General features: G+C 66.5%; 10 protein-coding genes. 6 read left to right on the plus strand and 4 right to left on the minus strand.

Going from position 1 to position 18,457, the window contains the following annotated elements; all coding sequences use genetic code 11:
• Nucleotides 1-19: 19 nt before the first annotated feature.
• Nucleotides 20-2,839: a bifunctional [glutamate--ammonia ligase]-adenylyl-L-tyrosine phosphorylase/[glutamate--ammonia-ligase] adenylyltransferase gene (gene glnE / locus U5A65_RS27925; RefSeq protein WP_321934248.1), complete on the minus strand. Its 2,820-nt coding sequence runs from the start codon at nt 2,837-2,839 to the stop codon at nt 20-22.
• Nucleotides 2,840-3,180: 341 nt separating this feature from the next.
• On the opposite strand from glnE, the gene U5A65_RS27930 reads away from it, so the two are divergent.
• The 4 genes from U5A65_RS27930 to aroG all read left to right on the plus strand — a co-directional run bounded on the left by U5A65_RS27930 (nt 3,181) and on the right by aroG (nt 11,666).
• Complete coding sequence (locus tag U5A65_RS27930) at nt 3,181-7,662, plus strand: YhdP family protein (RefSeq protein WP_321913117.1); 4,482 nt, start codon at nt 3,181-3,183, stop codon at nt 7,660-7,662.
• Nucleotides 7,663-7,749: 87 nt separating this feature from the next.
• Nucleotides 7,750-8,577 (plus strand): carbon-nitrogen hydrolase family protein, encoded by an 828-nt coding sequence (locus tag U5A65_RS27935; RefSeq protein ID WP_321913118.1) that lies wholly within the window; start codon nt 7,750-7,752, stop codon nt 8,575-8,577.
• A gap of 121 nt (nt 8,578-8,698) precedes the next feature.
• The gene (gene tldD, locus U5A65_RS27940; protein ID WP_321913119.1) at nt 8,699-10,165 is read left to right on the plus strand and encodes a metalloprotease TldD; all 1,467 of its coding nucleotides are present in this window, start codon (nt 8,699-8,701) and stop codon (nt 10,163-10,165) included.
• A 427-nt stretch (nt 10,166-10,592) separates the two neighbouring features.
• Nucleotides 10,593-11,666 (plus strand): 3-deoxy-7-phosphoheptulonate synthase AroG, encoded by a 1,074-nt coding sequence (gene aroG, locus U5A65_RS27945; protein ID WP_321913120.1) that lies wholly within the window; start codon nt 10,593-10,595, stop codon nt 11,664-11,666.
• A 57-nt stretch (nt 11,667-11,723) separates the two neighbouring features.
• Here the strand turns inward: aroG and U5A65_RS27950 are convergent, their stop codons facing one another.
• Nucleotides 11,724-12,668: a glycosyltransferase family 2 protein gene (locus tag U5A65_RS27950; protein WP_321948558.1), complete on the minus strand. Its 945-nt coding sequence runs from the start codon at nt 12,666-12,668 to the stop codon at nt 11,724-11,726.
• Nucleotides 12,669-13,101: 433 nt separating this feature from the next.
• Here U5A65_RS27950 and U5A65_RS27955 point away from each other — a divergent pair, with 433 nt between their 5' ends.
• Nucleotides 13,102-14,268, plus strand: a complete 1,167-nt coding sequence (locus tag U5A65_RS27955) for a glycosyltransferase (RefSeq protein ID WP_321913122.1) — start codon at nt 13,102-13,104, stop codon at nt 14,266-14,268.
• Nucleotides 14,269-14,300: 32 nt separating this feature from the next.
• Here U5A65_RS27955 and U5A65_RS27960 read toward each other — a convergent pair whose 3' ends face one another.
• Complete coding sequence (locus U5A65_RS27960) at nt 14,301-15,548, minus strand: oligosaccharide flippase family protein (protein ID WP_321948559.1); 1,248 nt, start codon at nt 15,546-15,548, stop codon at nt 14,301-14,303.
• A 279-nt stretch (nt 15,549-15,827) separates the two neighbouring features.
• Between U5A65_RS27960 and U5A65_RS27965 the strand changes: the two genes are divergently transcribed.
• Nucleotides 15,828-17,108 (plus strand): glycosyltransferase, encoded by a 1,281-nt coding sequence (locus tag U5A65_RS27965; protein WP_415765735.1) that lies wholly within the window; start codon nt 15,828-15,830, stop codon nt 17,106-17,108.
• 51 nt (nt 17,109-17,159) lie between these two features.
• Here U5A65_RS27965 and U5A65_RS27970 read toward each other — a convergent pair whose 3' ends face one another.
• Nucleotides 17,160-18,323, minus strand: a complete 1,164-nt coding sequence (locus U5A65_RS27970) for an acyltransferase (RefSeq protein WP_321948561.1) — start codon at nt 18,321-18,323, stop codon at nt 17,160-17,162.
• Nucleotides 18,324-18,457 lie beyond the last annotated feature (134 nt).

The raw sequence follows: 18,457 nt of genomic DNA on the forward strand, positions 1-18,457 counted from the left end.
GGCGCGTAGCGCACTCGCCCTAAGCCTCCCCGCGCTCCCCGAACACCCGCTTCCACAACGCCAGCACCGCCTCGCGCTCGCGCTCCACACGCGCCGGATTCACACGCGCCTTCTCCATGCCGTCGAGGCGCAACTGGTGCTGCAGCTTGCGATAAAGCCGGTACGCCGAGCCTATCGTCTCGGCTTCCTCCTCGCTCATCAGCCCGAAGCGCGACACCTCGCGCAGCAGCGCGATATTGCCCGTGTTGCGGATCAGCTCCGGGTCCTGCGCCGCGTGCAGCAGCACCCAGTACTGCACGAGAAACTCGATGTCCACCATGCCGCCGCGGTCGTGCTTCAGGTCGAAGAGTTCGGTGCGGTTCGGGTGGCCGTCTTCCACGCGCTGGCGCATTTCGACGATTTCCTTCGCGAGCGGCGCGGCATCGCGCGGCGTGGTCAGCACCTGCACGCGGATCGCCTCGAACGCGTTGCCGATCGCGGCGTCCCCGGCCGAGAAGCGCGCACGTGTGAGCGCCTGGTGCTCCCAGACCCAAGCCGTGTTCGCGGCGTCGCCTTCGCGCAACTGGTAGCGGCGGAACGCGTCGAGATCGGTCACGAGCAGCCCCGACTCGCCGTTCGGCCGCAAGCGCAAGTCGACATCGAACAGCGTGCCCGCACCGGTGGCCGTAGTGAGCCACGTGATGAGGCGGCGCGCGAAGGTCGCGTAGATTTCCGAGGCGTGCTCGTCGTCGTCTTCGTACAGGAAGATGATGTCGAGGTCCGACGCGTAGCCTAGCTCCTTGCCGCCAAGCTTGCCGTAGGCGATCGCCGCGAAGCGCGGCACCTCGCGGTGGCGCTTCGCGAACTGCTTCCACACGGTCTCGATGGTCACGTCGAGCACGGCGTCGGCAAGCTCGGAGAGCCGGTCGCTCACGTGCTCAACCGACAGCCGTCCCGCCAGGTCGTTGAGCAGGATGCGGAACACTTCGGCCTGGTGCGCGTGGCGCAGCAGATCCATCTGTTGCTCGACGTCGGCGGCGGCGGCCAGACGCGCGCGCAACAGGCGCGAGAACTCGGGCCAGTCGAAGGGCGTGGCCATCGCCTCGTCGTCGAGCAGTTCGTCGAGCAGTTGCGGGTGGCGGATCAGGTAGCCCGCCGCCCAGCGCGAGCCGCCCAGCACCTTGAGCACGCGGTCGAGCGCGTCCGGATATTCGCAGAGCAGCGCGAGATACGCGCCGCGCCGGATCACGGCTTCGAGCAGGTCGAACATGCGCGCGAGCGTGTCGGCGCGCCGCTCGCGCGGCTCCAGCGTAGGCGCGGATTCGAGCGCGCGCTGCGCGACGCTGTCGAAGCGCTCGCGGCTCTTTTCGGGGAGCCCGGCGTAACGCGACGACTGCCAAAGCCCTCGCAGACGCGCAAGCAATGGCGCCGGGTTGTCGACACCCAGCTCCATCAGGCGTTCGAGCAACGAGTCGTCGGCGCCCTCTTCCGCGAGCGCGCCGCTCCACACCCACGCCGCTGCGCCGTCTTCAGAGGCGCGGCAGCCGCCCTCGCCGCCGACCTTGTCGGAGAAGATCTGCACGAACTGGCGCTCGACCTTGTCGCGGTGGCCGTCGAGCGTCGTCATCAGCGCGGCGTAGTCGGCGAAGCCCATCGATTTCGCGAGCGCGGCGCGCTCCTCGGCGTCAACGGGCATGGCGTGCGTTTGCGCATCGTCGCGATACTGCAGGCGATGCTCCAGTTCGCGCAGAAAGTTGTAGGCGCGCGTGAGCTCGCCGCACACCTCGGGCGCGATCAGTCCGCGCGCGGCGGCGTAGCCGAGCACGGCGAGCGTCGGACGCACGCGAAAGCCCGCATCCTGGCCGCCGCGAATGAGCTGGAACACCTGGGCGCTGAATTCGATCTCGCGAATCCCGCCGCGCCCGAGCTTGATGTCGTCGGCCTTGTCGGGGCGCATCATGGCGCGCCGCTGTGCTTCCTGGCGGATCTGCACGTGCAGCGAGCGGATCGCGCTGATCACGCCGAAGTCCAGATAGCGCCGGTAAACAAACGGCTTCACGAGCGAATCGAGCTGGCGCGCGAGACGCAGCGCGCTGTCGCTCTCGTCTTCGGAAACGAGCCGGCCTTTGATCCACGCATAGCGCTCCCACTCGCGGCCCTGCACATAGAAGTATTCTTCAAGCATGCCGAGGCTGCACACGAGCGGCCCAGAGTCGCCGTTCGGGCGCAGGCGCATGTCGACGCGAAACACGAAGCCGTCGGCCGTCACGTCGCTCAGCGCGGCGATCAGGCGCTTGCCCACGCGCGTGAAGAAGTCCTGCGTGGCGATGGGCGAGCGCTGGCCGCCCGTGGTTTCGCCGTCGTCCTCGTACACGAAGATCAGGTCGATGTCCGACGAGACGTTCAGCTCGCGGCCGCCCAGCTTGCCCATGCCCACCACGCCGAGCGTGAGGCGCTCGCCGTTCGGGCCGCGCGGCTCGCCGAAGAGCGTCTCGAGATCGGCGCTCACGCAGGCGAGTGCGCGCTGGATCGTGACTTCGGCGAGATCGGTCATGCTGCCGGTCACTTCGGCGACGTCGGCCACGCCGCCGAGATCGCGCTCCATCACGGCGCAGATCACTTCCACGCGCAGCTGGCGCAGGACTTTCTTCAACTGCTCGTCGTTGAGTGGCGTGCCGGGCGCAGCGTTTGCTGCAGCAAGCAGTTGGCCGCTCAGCGCGTCGAGCCGCGCGACGATGCGCTCGCGCGAGATCGGCGCGGCGGCCAGCGCCTCGACCTGTGCCGCCAGTTCGGGACGCGCGGCGCAAGCTCGCGCTGCATAACGGGAATAGCTGGAACTCAGAAGAGGGATGTCAGTCATGAAGTGCTGCTTGCCGGGAAGGCCCGCTGTCCGCTGTTGTTTCGCCGCGCGCGCCTGGGTTGACGACGGTGCCGATGCGACGATGCCGATATCGATGGTTCGACCGCGAGGGTTCGCCCCGCCACATGACGCACGCACTACACGCACGGCACGCACCGACCGCCGGCTGTTGCGCCTCGACTCGCCAATGCGTCCGGCATAGTCGCCGCTGCAGTGCAAAAAAATCATGCGTATCACGCGCCGCACGGCCATCCCGGGTTCCCCGGATGGGCGTTTTGACGGCCCTCTGTGATACATTTCGTCGTTAGAACGCAACGCTACCATACCCCACCCGCCGCAGCATGTCCGAGCGAAACGATCACGCCGGCCTACCCCAATCTGGACATGCCAGCCAGGCTACGGAGCCCGGGGGCCCGCACCATCATCACCCGGTCCTGCGCCACACGCTGCGCGTGCTGGCGATCATCGCGCTCGTCCTGTATTTCATCGTCTCGGTCCTGCTGCTCGGGCTGCGCTACGTCGTGCTGCCGTACGTGGACAACTTCCGTCCGCGTATCGAGCAGCTCGTCTCCTCGAAGATTCACGCCGAATTCCGCATCGGCAAGCTCGCGCCGCATTGGTCGGGCTTCCAGCCCGGCATCGACATCAGCGATCTGACGATTCGCGACCGCCACGGCAACGTCGCGCTCGACGTGCCGCATGCCACGGCCTCGGTGTCGTGGCGCTCGGTCGTGCTGTTCGAACCGCTGCTCTCGAGCATCGTGGTCGAGCAGCCCGATGTGCACATCGCGCGCGAAGACGACGGCACCCTCACCGTGGCGGGCGTGCCGGTGCCCACCGCACACACGGGCAACGCCACCTTCACGACGTGGCTCATGCGCCAGGAGGCCATCGTGCTGCGCGGCGGCACGCTGCGCTGGCACGACGCCACGCGCGACGTGCCCGACCTCGCGCTCTCGCACATTCGCCTTGCGATTCTCAACGACGGTTACGATCACCGCGTCGCGCTCCAGGCGCCGGCCGAGGGCACCGTGCTGCACGGCCCGCTCGACTTCCGCGCGCACTTCAGGCACGCGCGCAACGCGCAGGCAGGCAAGCCGATCAGCTGGACCGGCGACACCTATCTCTCGACCGGCCCCGTCGATTTGCCCACGCTCTCGCGCTACATCAACATCCCGATCGCCACCTATGGCGGGCGCATCGACAACGCGATCTGGGCGCACTTCTCGAACGGGCGCATTCTCGAAGCGAGCGGCGCGCTCGAAGGCACGAATGTTTCGCTGCGCACGCGGCCCACGCAGCCGCTGCTCGACCTGCCGGTCGCGAGTTTTCAGTGGAGCATCGGGATTGAGCCCGGCGACTACGCGCTCAAGCTGCGCGACTTCCACGCCGAACTCGGCCAGCCGCCCCTCGACGACGGCACGCCGCTCACGCGCTCGCTCGCGCTCACCACGCTCGACGCGCGCTTTCGCCAGCAAACGCTCCAGCACGGCCAGCTGATGAGCGTGCGAGGCGACCGCATCGATCTCGGCATCCTCGCCGAGTTCATGCGCGCGCTGCCGCTGCCCGGGCGCGTGCAGGGCGCGCTCGTGCGCTTTGACCCGCGCGGACTGGTGGCGAACTACGACCTCTCCCTCGAGCGCGCGAAACCCGAGTCGGGCGAAGCGGCCGCCGAGCAACGCTCCACGAGCGTCGAGCCGGTCACGCACTATCGCTTCAAGGGCGACCTGCAAGGCATCAGCGTGAACGCGCAGGAGCCGGGGCCGGGCCTCACGCCGCGCGGCCACCCGCGCGCGGGCCTGCCGGGGGTCGAGAACCTCTGGGGGCACATCGACGCCGACGAGTCGCACGGCACCATCGACCTCGACACGAACCAGGTGGCCATCACGCTGCCCGGCGTGTTCGATAATCCGCGCCTCACGTTCGACCGGCTCTACGGCGCGGCCAAATGGACCGTGGCCGCCGAGCGCGAGCCCGGCAACCGGCTGAAGTCTTTCACCGTCGACGTTGCGAACCTCGGCGTGGAGAACGCCGACGCACGCGCGAAAATGACCGCGCACTACACGAATCCCGGCAAGGGGCGCGGTTCGCTCGACCTCGTCGCGCACTTCGACGAGGCCAAGGTCAAGGCGATCCCGCGTTACCTGCCGACCGCCATCAGCGAGAAGACGCGCATCTATCTCGGCCACGGGCTGCAGGCGGGCATGTCGAAGGGCGGCACGATCGAGATCCACGGCGACCTCACCAAATTCCCCTATTCGCGCGACCCCGACGCGGGCCAGTTCCGCATCGTCGCGCCGTTCACGGGCGGGCGCTTCGACCCGTCGCCGTTCCCGCCGCGCAAGATGCGCAACGGCGCGCCGAACGTCTGGCCGGCCTTCGACGGCATCGACGGCATCTTCAAGCTGCATGAGAACAAGCTGCGCTTCGACGTCGATCGCGGCCACTATCGCAACTTCGTGCTGCGCAACGTAAGCGGGCGCATCGAGGAACTCGGCATCAAGGGCTCGGATATCGTGATCGAGGGCAGCGGGCGCGGTCCGCTCGCGGACCTGCTCGACTACGCGGACAACAGCTCGATCGGCTACATGGCGAAGCACGCCACCGCGAAGGTGCAAGCGCAAGGGCAGTCCACGCTCGCGCTCAAGCTCACGATCCCGCGCCATCCGATGCCGAAGGTGCTGGTCGCGGGCGCCATCGGCTTCGAGAACAACACGCTCACGGCGAAGAACGTGCCGCCGGTCTCGAACCTCACCGGCCGGGTGCGCTTCACGACTCACACCGCCAATGTCGACCGGCTCACGGCGCGCTTTCTCGGCGGCGACCTGCGCGCGAGCGGCGCAATGCGCGACGACGGGCACTATGCAGTGAACGTGGCGGGCGACGTGGCGGTCGATGCCGCGCGTGGCCTGAACCTGCACGGCATGGCGGCGGCGGCAGTCGGACGCCTTTCGGGCGCGGCGCCCTACTCGCTTTCTGTGGCCGGGCAGCGCGGCCGCCTGCCCGACGTGAAGGCCAACGCCGATCTCACCGGCCTCGCGCTCGACCTCCCCGCGCCGTTCGGCAAGGCGGCCGGCACGCCGATGCCGCTGGACTTCGAACTGCAGCCGGGCACGGGCACGAGCGCGGAGTCTGCCAGCAGCGCCGACGCCAAGGCCGACGACGCCGCGTTCGAACATGCAGAGCTCACGCTCGGGCCGCTTGCCGCGCGTTACGTGATGCGCCGCCATCCGGGCCGCATGCCCGAAGTGGTGCGCGGTGCGATCGGTATGAACCGACCGGCCGATCTGCCCTCGGAAGGCGTGACCGCCGCCGTCGATCTGCCCACCTTCGACGCCGACGCCTGGCGCGCCGTGGTGCAGCAGATGCGCGGCACGGCGGCAGCACAAGCCCAGGGCTCGACGCCTGCGCGCGCAGCGGCCACGCCGGTGCCTCCGCCGCGAACCGCGGCAGAAAGGGCAGCAGAAAGGCAAGCTCAAAACGCCGCGGCTGAGGCTGCCTCCGCAGCCTCAGCCGCTTCCGCAGGCGCCGAAGCTGCGGCGGTCAACCCCGCTGCCGCGCCGCAAAACCCGGCATCGGCCACGGCGGCAGCGGCAGCCGCACCCACCGCCGCCTCGTCCCCGCTCGCCCCCAGCAGCGCGGTCGGCCAGTTCCTGCCGTCGCGCTTCGCCGTCCACGTCGGCACGCTCACGCTGCTCAAGCGCCACTGGGAGAACGTCGTGCTCGGCGCGTCGCGCACCGGCGAGCGCGGCAACGAATGGCAGGCGAACGTCGCCTCCAACCAGGTCTCCGGCCACGTCTCGTGGAAGCCGGGCGCCGTGCCGGGCGCGCCCGGCACGCTCGAAGCGCGGCTCGCCCGGCTCACCGTGCCCGCCGCCACCGAAAACGACCTGCTCGGCCAGGCGATGTCGCAGCCGGCGCAGAACATGCCGTCGATCGACCTCGTCGTGAACCAGCTCATCGTGCGCGAGCGCGATCTCGGCCGCCTGCAGGTGAACGCGCACAACTTCGACGACAACGGCGTGCCTGTCTGGCAGCTCGACCAGCTCGACATCAGCAACCCGGATGCGCACCTCACCGCCACGGAAAACTGGCGCGCGGTGGGCGACACGGCCGCCGGCGACGACTCGGCCGCCGCCGGCATGCAAACGCCGCGCCGCACCGCGCTCGACTTCCATCTCGACATCAAGGACGCCGGCGCGCTGCTCGTACGCGCCGGCAGGCCGCACGTGCTCAAGAGCGGCTCGGGCACGCTCTCGGGCAACCTGGAGTGGCAAGGCGGCCCCACGAAAATCGACTTCCCGTCGCTCAACGGCAACCTCACGCTCGACCTGCACCACGGCCAGATCCTCAAGGTCGATCCGGGCGTGGCGAGACTGCTCGGCGTGCTGAGCCTGCAAAGCCTCGCGCGCTTCGCGACAATGGACTTCCGCGACATCATCGGCGAAGGCTTGCCGTTCACGAGCGCGACGGCCACCGCGCAAATCCATAACGGCATTGGCAGCACCAACGACTTCAAGCTCGTGACCGCCCCCGGGCGCGCGACGATGATGGGCAGCGTGGACCTGGCGCACGAAACCCAGGACCTGCGCGTACACGTGGTGCCGACGGTCAGCGCGGGCGCGGGCGTGGTCGCGGCGACCATCATCAATCCGCTCTTCGGCCTCGGCGCGCTGATCGGCGACGTCGTGCTCTCGCATACGCTCGAGCACGCGTTCGCGATGGACTTCGCGATCACGGGCCCGTGGGCCAAACCGCACGTCGAGCGGCTGCATGGCGATCAGGGTAAGATGGACGCGCAGACGCCGGCCACCGTGCACTGAATTGCGCACTGAATTGAGCACTACCGGGCCGCGCCGCGGGCGCGCAGCATGCGCCCCATGCACCCCGAACCCATTCACGACTTGCCGATGAGCGCTCCCCCTCTCGACCCGTTTCGCGTCGCCGCGCTGCAGATGGTCAGCACGCCCGATCGTGAGCGCAATCTCGCCGAAGCCGACAAGCTGATCGCCGAGGCCGCCGCCGCAGGCGCGCGCCTCGTGTTGCTGCCCGAATATTTTTGCTTCATGGGTCACAAGGACAGCGACAAGCTCGCCATCCGCGAGCCGTACGGCGACGGGCCCATTCAGCGCTTTCTCGCCGATGCGGCGAAGCGCCATGGCGTGTGGGTGATCGGCGGCACCTTGCCGCTGAAAGCGCCCGAAGACACGCGTGTGCTCAACACCACGCTCGTGTTCGACCCGAGCGGCGAGGAACGTGCGCGCTACGACAAGATCCACCTCTTCAACTTCGAAAAAGGCGCCGAATCATTCGACGAAGCGCGCACGATCCGGCCCGGCGCCGAGGTGCGCACGTTCGAGGCGCCGTTCGGCCGTGTCGGCCTTTCGGTCTGCTACGATCTGCGCTTTCCCGAGCTGTACCGGCGCATGGGCGACTGCGCACTGATGGTCGTGCCTTCTGCGTTCACTTACACCACCGGCCGCGCGCACTGGGAAATCCTGCTGCGCGCCCGTGCGATCGAGAACCAGTGCTACGTGCTCGCCGCGGCGCAAGGCGGCAAGCACGAGAACGGCCGGCGCACCTGGGGCCACAGCGTGCTGATCGACCCGTGGGGCGAGATCGTCGCGGTGCGCGACGAAGGCGCGGGCGTGGTGGCCGGCGACATCGACCTCGAACGCATCGCCAGCGTGCGCGCGAGCCTGCCCGCTTGGCGGCACCGCGTGCTCGACTGCGCGTGACGCGCACCACGCGAATGAACCCCACGCGCAGTGCACACGAATTCCCCATTCAGGCGCTTGATTTCGCAGCACCGCGCCCGAATCTCCATTGACAGACTCATCGATTGATCCCAAAGAGCGCATGAACATCATCGAACCCGGCATCCGCAATCTGGCGACCGCGAAGGACCTGCTCCTCACGCCCTACGGCCTCGACGAGGCAGTGCTCACGCGCACGCTCGGCGAGATCTTCACGCACCGCATCGACTACGCCGACCTCTACTTCCAGACCACGCGCAGCGAGGCATGGAGCCTCGAGGAAGGCATCGTCAAGTCGGGCAGCTTCAGCATCGACCAGGGCGTCGGCGTGCGCGCCGTGTCCGGCGAGCGCACCGCTTTCGCCTACTCCGACGACCTCTCGCCCGAAGCGATCCGCCAGGCGGCCATTGCCACGCGCTCGATCGCCAAGGCCGGCGGCGGCAAACAGAAGATCCAGGTGGCGAAGTCGCTCACCGGCATTGCGGGCCGCGATCTGTATCTGCCGTCCGACCCGCTCTCCTCGCTCGACGCCACCGAAAAGGTGAAGCTGCTTGAGCGCATCGAAGAGATGGCGCGTGGGCGCGACCCGCGCATCACCCAGGTCATGGCCGCGCTCGCGGGCGAGTACGACGTGGTGCTCGTTGCGCGCAGCGACGGCGCGCTCGCCGCCGACATCCGCCCGCTCGTGCGCGTTTCGGTCACGGTGATCGCCGAGCAGAACGGCCGCCGCGAGATCGGCAACGGCGGCGGCGGCGGCCGCTACGACTACGCCTATTTCACCGACGACATTCTGTCGAAGTACGTGGACGACGCCGTGCACGCGGCGCTCGTGAACCTCGAAGCGCGCCCGGCACCGGCCGGCGCGATGACCGTCGTGCTCGGCCCGGGCTGGCCCGGCGTGCTGCTGCACGAGGCGATCGGCCACGGTCTCGAAGGCGACTTCAACCGCAAGGGCTCGTCGGCGTTCGCGGGGCGGATTGGCGAGCGCGTGGCCGCCAAGGGCGTGACCGTGGTGGACGACGGCACGCTGCCCAACCGCCGCGGCTCGCTGAACATCGACGACGAAGGCAACCCCACGCAGTGCACGACGCTGATCGAAGACGGCATTCTCAAGGGCTACATTCAGGACTCGCTGAATGCGCGCCTCATGAAGATGCCCGTCACGGGCAATGCGCGCCGGGAGTCGTACGCGGCGCTGCCGATGCCGCGCATGACCAACACGTACATGCTCAACGGCGACAAGGACCCGCAGGAAATCATCGGCTCGGTGAAGAACGGCCTTTATGCCGTGAACTTCGGCGGCGGCCAGGTCGACATCACGAACGGCAAGTTCGTGTTCTCGGCCTCCGAGGCCTACATGATCGAGAACGGCAAGATCACCTACCCCGTGAAGGGCGCAACGCTCATTGGCAGCGGCCCGGAATCGCTCAAGTACGTGAGCATGATCGGCAACGACATGCGTCTGGACTCGGGCGTGGGCGTGTGTGGTAAGGAGGGTCAGAGCGTGCCGGTGGGCGTGGGCCAGCCTACGCTGCGTATCGACCGCATGACGGTCGGCGGCACGGTTTAAGGCCGTCGTCCACGCGCACTCCATGCACGGCGATGCGGAATTTCCGCATCGCCGTGCGGATTTTCTGCGCATGAGCCATTTTTTTCGCAGATAGTCCGCTTTTTTACCGCACCCCGCTTGCCAGCCACGAGAAGCGCGGGTTATAAAGGCAATCAACCTTTCGACGTAACGAACCGAAGTCACGAACGTTCAGACACCCACCGCCATGTTCGCCACGAAGTTTTACTTTTACTTCTTTTGGTATCTCAGACCGCTGGCGGATCGAGAGGGTTGATAGTACGCGCAGGACCCCGAACACACGAGAAACCGCCAGCCAAGCCTGGCGGTTTTTTTTCGCCCTTAGCCCAGAGCCTTAACTTCATCTAACCGATTTTTTGAAGCACCGTCCACGCGACGCACGCTACGCACAGGATCAGGAGAAAACGACATGCCCCCGCACAACACCGACGATGTCCGCATTCGCGAACTCAAGGAACTCACGCCGCCCGCTCACCTGATCCGCGAATTCCCGTGCTCGGAAGCCGCCTCCACGCTGATCTTCGAATCGCGCCGCGCCATGCACCGCATCCTGCACGGCATGGACGACCGCCTGATCGTCATCATCGGGCCTTGCTCGATTCACGACACCAAGGCCGCGGTCGACTACGCGAAGAAGCTCGTCGAGCAACGCAAGCGCTTTTCCAACGAGCTCGAAATCGTGATGCGCGTGTACTTCGAGAAGCCGCGCACGACGGTGGGCTGGAAGGGCCTCATCAACGACCCGTTCCTCGACAACAGCTTCAAGATCAACGACGGTCTGCGCACCGCGCGCGAGCTGCTCGTCTCGATCAACGAACTGGGCCTGCCCGCCGGCACCGAATACCTCGACATGATCAGCCCGCAGTACATCGCCGACCTGATCTCGTGGGGCGCGATCGGTGCGCGCACAACGGAATCGCAGGTGCACCGCGAGCTGGCTTCGGGGCTGTCGTGCCCGGTGGGCTTCAAGAACGGCACGGACGGCAACGTGAAGATCGCCGTGGACGCGATCAAGGCCGCTTCGCAGCCGCACCATTTCCTCTCGGTCACGAAGGGCGGCCACTCGGCGATCGTCTCGACCGCAGGCAATGAGGACTGCCATGTGATTCTGCGCGGCGGCAAGACGCCGAACTACGACGCGGAGAGCGTGAACGCCGCCTGCAGCGACATCGGCAAGGCGGGTCTCGCCGCGCGCCTCATGATCGACGCGAGCCACGCCAACAGCTCGAAGAAGCATGAGAACCAGATTCCCGTCTGCGCCGATATTGGCCGCCAGGTGGCGTCGGGCGACGAGCGCATCGTCGGCGTGATGGTGGAGTCGCACCTCGTTGCAGGCCGCCAGGACCTCAAGGAAGGTTGCGAGCTGACCTATGGCCAGAGCATCACCGATGCGTGCATTGGCTGGGACGAAAGCGTGGGCGTGCTCGAAGGGCTCGCGCAAGCGGTCAAGCAGCGCCGCATCGCGCGCGGCTCGGGCAACTGAGCGCGATAGCGTGTGAAGCGCGCGGTGCGGACGCTCAAAGCCGCGCTGCGCGTGAGTTCACAACCGCGCTGCGCGCTCGGGCCGCACTGCGCCGATGCACAGATCGGCAATCCCGATCACGTTGCCGATGAGCCTGCCGCGCCGGTCGAGATGCGCCTCCGGGCGCACCGACTTCACGCAGTTCATGCTCAGCGCGCGCAGGATGTTGCTGGTCGCCTCCTTGCGCGACATCACGCCCTTGTTGCACAGGTACATGGCGTTGACCACCTGCGAATAGCCGAAGCGCCGGCCCGACACGCGGCCGCCTCGCAGCCCGAGGTGGACGCCCAGCAGATAGTCGCAGTACACGATCCCGCCACGGCGCGCGAGGCGCCGCGAGAAGTCTTTATCTTCCAGCCAGCCGTACAGCACGAGCCGCTCGTCGAAGCGCAAATCGGCGATAGCCTGCGCGCGGCACGCCATGTTGCAACCATACAGTTCCACGCAGGGCCGCAGCGGCGGACGCCGCATCGTCTCGGCTTGCGCACCGTCCACGAGCTCGACGGCTTCTTCCCACGCGATGGGCTGCGTATTCGCGCCGTCGCGCAGGGTGCGCCCCGAAAAACCCACGAGATTCGCGTCGCTTTCGAACAGCGCGATACACAGCTCGATCCAGTGCCGCTCGGGCGCGAAGTCGTCGTCGAGGAAGATCACGACGTCGATGTCCGGTGCGAGTGCATCGAGCGCGCGATTGCGCTGCACGCTCGAACCCGCTGTGCCAACGATTTCGTTCACGCGCAAACCGTTAGCATCGTAAGGTCCGATGTCGTCTGCGCTGCTCGCCGAGAGGATGATCTGATCCGGGCGCACCGTTTGCCGCGCGAGCAGACGCACGGCCCATGCGGTAGCGGTTGGCCGCCCCTTGGTCGCGATCACCACCGCGACGCGCATGCGCGCCTTCGCGGCCTTCATGACGTTCTGGGCCGGGGAAGACGCGAGATCATCGGCTGCGAGCGCTGGCATCGGTTTCTCCGCATTCCGGTGGTCGTTTCGACTCGAATCGAGGTTAGCACGAGGCCCCCGCGCTGCCAGTCGGGCCGGATTCAAGTTGTCCGAAACGATCTATTCAACGACTGATTCCACCTGTTTGTGAACGAGCATGCATGCGCTCGCTGTGTGAGCGTTGTCCGCCGCCCGCGCATTTGCATCGCTTTTACCGCTTTTCCTTTCGTTAATTAATTTCGCATTGATTGCACTTTCCTTGTGCTTTTATCGATTACGCATCGCCCATAGCGCAGCCTCGCAGGTGAAATTCGTTCAATAGCAATTTTCGGATTCCTCTTTTGATAAGACTCGCCTACAACTGCTAAAAGAGATTTGCGCAAATATGACCGACTGACCCATCCCCCGGAAAGATCCTCTCAACATGACTGCGTCGACACGTCGGAGCCAGCCAGTGGAACACGAGATCCTCGCTCCGGACACAACGGCTTGCGAAACCGAATCCGGCGCGCGGCGCAAACGCCCAGTGGTCTTCTACGTGCAGCCGTTGATCGCGCGCTATCGCATTGAAGTCATCGAGTCGCTCAATCGTCTTTTCTCCGTCAAGGTATTCGCGTGCTCCGAGGGCGTGGAAGCCAATGGCTTTTCGCGCGAGAAACCCGCCTGCGACGAATTCGTCGAAACGCATATCGCGAGTATTGCGGGCCTGCCTTCGCGGCGTATCCGCATGCAAAGCCGCGTGCTGAGCCGTATCGTTTTCGAACGTCCCGACGCCGTGCTGATCTTCGCAGACGTTCGGTATCTCTCGCTGTGGCTCGCGCTGATCGCCGGGCGCCTGATGCGCGTACCCGTGTTGATTCACGGCCAGGGGCTCTATCGGCACGAGTCCGCGGGAATCATGCGCACGGTCTGCTACCGCCTCGCGGTCGCGCTCGCCGTACGTTACGTTTGCTATACCGAGGCTTCGCGGCGCTCGCTCATTGGCATCGGCTGCCCGCCCGCGAAACTCGTCGTCGCGAACAACGCGCTCACGGTCTCGTGCGGCGTAGAGCCCGCCACCAAAACAGGCGCGGAGAGCGGCGTCCTCTTCATTGGCAGGCTGCGCGAAGGTTCGGAGATCGAGCCGCTCATCGAGGTGGTTGGCCAGCTCCACGGCGAAGGCAACGACATCACGCTGCACGTGATCGGCGACGGCGAACACGGCGAGCGCCTGAAGCGCAAGTACAGCGATCGCCGCTATGTGGTCTGGTATGGCGCGGTGTTCGACGACGACGCGATCGCGACCATCAGCCGGCGCTGCCGCGTGGGCTGCTATCCGGGCTCGGCGGGCTTGAGCGTCGTGCACATGTTCGCGTTGAGCCTGCCGCCCATCGTGCACGACCGGCTGCCGCTGCATATGGGCCCGGAGCCGGGCTATGTCGAGGACGGCCGTACGGGATTTTTCTTCGGGCGCGAAGGCGGCACAGAAGCGCTTGCCGCCACGCTGCGGCGCATCTGGTCCATGCCGCCCGACGAAATGCGCGCGGCGGCCGCCGCCGCGCATGCGGTGTACTGCCAGCTCAACTCGCCAACGCTTGGCCATCAGCTTGCCGAGATCGTCGAAGCGGCGCTGCGCGCCTGAGACGTTGCCTGAATCCTCGCCTGAATTCCCGCTTATTTCTGCCGCGAAACGCGCAACAGCATCCACGCTGCGCACGAGGCCAGCCCGAAGGTCATCGACCATGCCACGCCCGTCACGCCCCACATATGCAGCGAAGGCGGCACGGACACGATGAGCGCCACGACCTGCAGCAGCGACGCAACCGTAACGGCGCGCGCGTCGCCAACAGCGCGCAGATAGGAAGCGAGCACCGAGTTCAGCGCACTGATCGCCATGTTGACGACGAAGATGCGAAAGAGCGGCACGGCCGACAGCCACGCGGCGCCGAGCACGAGCGAGAAGAGCGGCTCGGCCGCGAAGCGCAGCACGATCACCACGCACGCGAGCCCCGCCACGGCCGCGACGAGATACAACCGGAACAGGCGCGCGGCCGATTGCGGGCCGCCGCGATGATGCGCGGCGAACGTGGGAAACAGATACTGCGAGAGGGCAAGCGCGGCGTCGGCGAGCAGCATCTGCGCGAGCTTCGAGGACATCTGCCAGGCGCCCAGTTGTGTCGGTCCGAGCAGCTTGCCCACCACCACCTTGTCGAACTGGTTGGTGATGAGGATGATCACGCTGCTCGCCCAGATCCAGCGGCTAAATCCCACGTAGTGGCCGATGCCCGACCAGCGCAGCCGGATCGGCGGACGCGGCGAGAGCGCGATCCATGTCACGACGCTCTTGAAGGCCTCGCCGATCATCATGCCGAGCAGCAGCGAATACGGCCCCGTACCCGCGAGTGCGAGCGCAATACCGAAGCCGCAGTCGAGCACCGCCGACGAGATTTCGATCGCCGCGATGTGCTGGAAGTGACGCTCGCGCTGCGTGATGAAATACGCGGGCGAGGCGAGTCCGCGCAAGAGCGGCAGCAGCGCGGCAAGCTGCACGAGCCCGATGGCGCCGCCCAGGTGAAACTGCGCGTCCATAAGCGGCGCGCTCGCGACGAGCAGCACACCGATCAGCAGGCCGCGCGTGGCGAGCGTGGTCCAGACGGCGCCGGCCTCCTGGCGCGTGGGCGGCGACTGGCCCTGGATCACGGCTTGCGCGAGCCCGGTGTCGGACAGCGCTTCGGCAATCGCGACCGCGAGCAGCGCGACGCTCGCGAGACCGATTGCGGACGGCCCGAGAATGCGCCCAATCACGAGGAACTTGACGGCCACGAGGCCGCGCACGACGACCTGCTGCAACAGCACCCAGGTCGCCGCGCCGGGTCCGAAGCCGGCCTTGATCGGTATTGCTGGCAGCCGCATGACGCGCAAAATACCTCTCCTGTTTTCGATCCCTGAGTCGGGGCTTTTGCCCTTTTTCCGAGTTCCCTTCAGGCATGTTTGAGAACGCGTTTTCGTGACCCGTTCTGGACCTTACCGCGCCGCAGTTGCCACGACGCGCCATCAACCAGGCGGATTCGGACGGGGCACGCCCACTCAATCAATCGGCATATGCCCAGGCATTTTCAGCCACCCTGCCCTGCAATCTGGCGCATACCGCTTGCGCACCACTGCTATTTTGTTCGTAATAATGCTCATCGGGCCTGCCGCATGGAAAACGTGTCGATCGCCAGATACCGCAATGCCGACCCCAACACCCCGGACGCCGAAGTGACCGAGCCAGCCGGCGTGCGCGCAACGGCGAGCGGCGACTGGATCGCCATCATCGAGCCGAACTTCACGGGCCACCGCTGGCGCTACGTCGAGTGGATCGCGCAGGCGTGCGTGGAAGCCGGACACCGCTGCCTCGTCGTCACCGACACGGAGTACGCGGACCATCCGCTCGCGCAGCGCATCGTGCGCGAAGCGCGGCCCGATCTGCGCCTCGTGCTGCTCGACCTGCACACCGTTCCGCCCGGCCCGCATTTCGCCGTGAGCGTGTATATGCGCTTTCGCAACTTCTATGCGCGCGCCTTCCGCCAGATCAGCAAAACGATGCATGTGCGGCTCGTCGTGGCGCCCTATGCCGACTACTTCTTCTACACGCTCGCGGGGTTCGACTCGCCATTCGGCAACACTCCGTGGATCGCCATCGTCATGGGCATGACGTTTCATCACGCGGGCATCGGCTTGCGCACGCCGCGCCGGCGCTTCGTCGACATGGCCAAGTCGGCGCTGTTTCGCCGCGCCATGTGCTCGCGCGGGCTGCGCGAACTCTTCACGATCGACCCGACGCTGCCCGACTGGTTCGCGGTCACGAAGCCCCAGGGCGCCGCGCCGCTCAGCTATCTGGCCGACCCGTTTCCCGAAATCGAGCGCATGGACCCGCTGCTTGCGCGCACACAACTGAAGCTCGATGCGCATACGCGCTATCTGCTCGTGTACGGCGCGATTGGCGAACGCAAGGGCATTCGCGAACTGATGCTCGCGCTCGAGCGCAAGCCCGACGCGCCGCGCCTCGTGATCGCCGGCCAGCAGGACGACGAAACGCGCGCGTTCATCGACGCACACGCACCGCGACTCGCGAGCGCGCCGGTCATCTTCAACCAGTTCATCTCCGATGAGATGGAACGCGAACTCTTCTGCGCCTGCGACGCCGTGTGGCTCGGCTACAAGCAGCACTACGGCATGAGCGGCGTGCTCGTGCAGGCATACCGTTTCGGCAAGCCCGTGGTGGCCAGCGCGGATGGCCTGATTGGCTGGTATTGCCGCGACGGCGCGCTCGGCCCGCTCCTCGACGACCTCGAGCCCGCCACGATCGCCCACGCGCTCGATGCGCTCGCGCAGCGCTGGCGCGCAGGCCCGGGCGCCGCGCAACCGGCGGGCGAACACCTCCTGTCGAGCAACACGCTCGCGCAGTTCAAGCACACGCTGCAGGCCGCGATGGTATGAACCTGGGCAAACGCCCGCAGCTAGTCAGCATCCCGAAGCAGTTCAACCCGCTCACGCAACGCCTTCGATCTTGCGATCCGCCGCGTTCGTGTTGGGGCGCTCGGCGGGCACGGCCCCGCGCGAGTCGGGGAACATCGCCTCGCGCAGACGCAGGAACGGAAACTCGACCGCGCGCGTGGTGAGATAGCCGAGCGCCGCAGCGATGAAGAACTGCGCGAAGATCACGACCGGCCAGGCGGCGAGCGGCGGCACGCCGAGCGCGCTCGCCTTGTGGATCAGATAGTCGCCGGGCGCGAGCGCGAGCGAATGCCAGAGGTAGATGCCGTACGAGTACACGCCGAGCCACGCAAGCCCGCGATACAGCCACGTCGTGCGCAATCCGCCCGAATGTTCGAGCACGAGCATGATGAGCGCGCAAAAGCCGATGGCCTGAATCGTGTAGCCAATGCTCTCGTCCAGCGCGACATCGGGCGTCGCGAAGATGAGCCAGGCGAGGAGCAGCCCCACCGCCGCGAACAGCCAGCGCTTCTTCGCAACGAGCATGCGCCAGACGTCGGGCTTCATCCAGTAAATCGTCGCGAGTATCACGCCGATAAGCAGGCTGTCCATGCGGTACTGCGTGTAGTTGAACGCCCCGACGAGATCGCCGTGCGATACCGCAATGCAACGCGCGGTCAAAACGATCGCGCAAAGGCCGGCCATTACGGCGATCAGGGCGTTCGCGCGCAACCGGAAGTGCGCGAGCAGGATCAGCAGTGCGGGCAGGAACAGATAGAAGTGCTCTTCGACAGCGAGGCTCCACGTTTGCGCAATGGAGGTGCCGAAGTAGTTCTGCATGTGCGTGAGGTTCTGCCAGAGGAACGTATCGGGCCGGTGGCGGCCCGCCAGCAGGTGAAAGAGAATGAGCACGTAGTAGGCAGGCCAGATCTTGAAGATCCGCCGCACGATGAAGCGGCGCGCGCCGATATGGCCCGTTTGCGCGTATTGGCGCAGCAGCAGGCCGCCCACGAGAAAGCCGCTTAGTGTGAAGAAAAGATTCACGCCTTCGTGGCCGAAGCTTTTCAGCGGGTACTCGATCACGCTCACCCACGCATGGCCCGTGCGCACCGTGTGGAAGTGAAAGCCCATCACCACGAAGATCGCGATGCCACGCACGAAGTCGAGTTCGACGGAGCGCCCTTTCGTCGATTGACTCACTCCGTGTAGCAGCTTCATGACCTTTCCCTCGCTTTCGTCCATGCCGGATTCTTGCGCAAGGCAGACGATGGAAAACTTACTCCTGCCGACCCCATCATGAACACTGGCGCCGTGCAGCGTGCGCCAAGTTCCCGCCGTTCTCGGCCAGGTGT

Source organism: Paraburkholderia sp. J10-1, from assembly GCF_905220165.1.
Classification (GTDB): domain Bacteria; phylum Pseudomonadota; class Gammaproteobacteria; order Burkholderiales; family Burkholderiaceae; genus Paraburkholderia.